At 59.9% G+C, this 1516-nt stretch carries 2 protein-coding genes; both read right to left on the bottom strand.

Annotated elements, in window-relative coordinates; translation table 11 throughout:
- Positions 1-390, bottom strand: a 390-nt coding sequence (locus HP546_RS30060) for a DnaB-like helicase N-terminal domain-containing protein (RefSeq protein ID WP_306126027.1), incomplete at its 3' end; no start/stop codon positions are given.
- On the bottom strand, positions 383-1105 hold the full coding sequence (locus HP546_RS30065) for a helix-turn-helix domain-containing protein (protein WP_235776652.1): 723 nt from the start codon (positions 1103-1105) through the stop codon (positions 383-385). The genes HP546_RS30060 and HP546_RS30065, both read right to left, overlap by 8 nt.
- Between the last annotated feature and the right edge of the window lie 411 nt (positions 1106-1516).

Genomic DNA, 1516 nt, shown 5'->3' on the forward strand with positions numbered 1-1516 from the left:
GATCTTGTCTTGGATTTCGCCGCCACTCTGGGCGATCTCCAGCGTTCGGTCACTCAGGTCATACAGGGCCCGCTCCACGGCGCGCTCCCTGACGATCCGGGCATACTCGCTTGCGTTGGCAACACTAGGGGTGTTCTTAGCGATCTCAGCGCAATACGCCAATGCGCTATCACCTGAGGACAACGCGCCCAGGTGATCAGCCACAGTCAGGAAGTCCACGGAGCGCCCCGTGGAGCGCACCGACATAATCCCTCGGAAGACTTCGGCATTGTCAGCGAAGTAGAACGACTCCGCCGATAGGTCGTCGGAGAGAACGTCGATCAGTTCCGGGCGGAGGAGCATGGCGCCGAGCAGGCTGTGTTCAGCCTCGAGGTTGTAGGGCTCACGCATGGTAATTGCCCTCGACCACCTTCACGAAGTTCGAAGGGGCAATCAGCCAGTCGAACGTCGCCCGGAAAGGTTTGGCGCCATTCCTGCCGTCGATCTTGCCCATCAGGAAATCACTGCCGGCAACGATGGTGAAGAAATCACGCCAGAACCCAAGGTCCTGGTGGACAGGGCTTTCCGCCCAGCGCGCCTTGATCTTTGCTGAGCGGTCTTTGTTGATCAGAACCACGCTCGGCAGAGTTGGCAGCAGTTCGTTGAACAGGCCGACGATTTGATCGACTGGTACCGAATTCAACGCCTCGCGCATGCTCGCGGTATCTCCTGACGGTTCCTTGATGGTTCCTTTACGGTTCTGGGGGCACGTGGTGCCGGGGTGAGGGGCATCTAGTGCCGGGGTGGGGGGCATTTCCTGCCGGGGTGCTCCGGCATCTGCTGCCGGGGGGCATGTGGTGCCGGGGTTGTAGCTGGATGGGCTCACGGTGTACCACGTGGAACGGCCTGTTCGATGGTGAGCAGACAACACTCCAGACTGCTCCAACCAGCGCAAGGCGTTGCGCACGGCGCGCTCGGAGAGGCAGGTGCGCTCTACGATTCGAGCCACCGAAGGCCAGCAGACGCCGTCGTCGTTCGAATTGTCGGCGAGGGATATCAGCACGGACTTCTGCGCCGGACTCATGCCCTGGAGTGGCCAGCAGGCCGTCATGATGATCGTGCTCATGGCTGGGTCTCGCACAGAGACGCGCGCAGGTGCTCCACGCACTCGGCGCGAAATGCATGCTTGAAAGCCGGCGCGTACTGAAGTCGGATCATCCGCGGTGCGTTGAGGGCGGCGGATTTGTGGATAGCTTTCTGGTGCAAAATGGCTAAGGGCGCGGTGTTGCTTGCATCCATTGCAGAGTGCATAATCGACCTCGATTAACTGCTGTTGAAGAAGCCGGGCTGGCACCCGGTTTTTTTATGCCTGCGATTCAGGTACTGGATGGATCAGCAGGTGTTTCGGTCATCTACTGGCGCAATGCCAGCTAGCGGATAATTCACTCACGACCAGTCGAGACCTAAACCGCTCCAGGCTTCCGCTTTCACAGGCCTAACGGGGACTGCTCCTTGCGGTTGGAATGGGTTAGGCGAC

Origin of the sequence: Pseudomonas sp. CM25 (assembly GCF_013179705.1) — a bacterium.
Taxonomy (GTDB): domain Bacteria; phylum Pseudomonadota; class Gammaproteobacteria; order Pseudomonadales; family Pseudomonadaceae; genus Aquipseudomonas.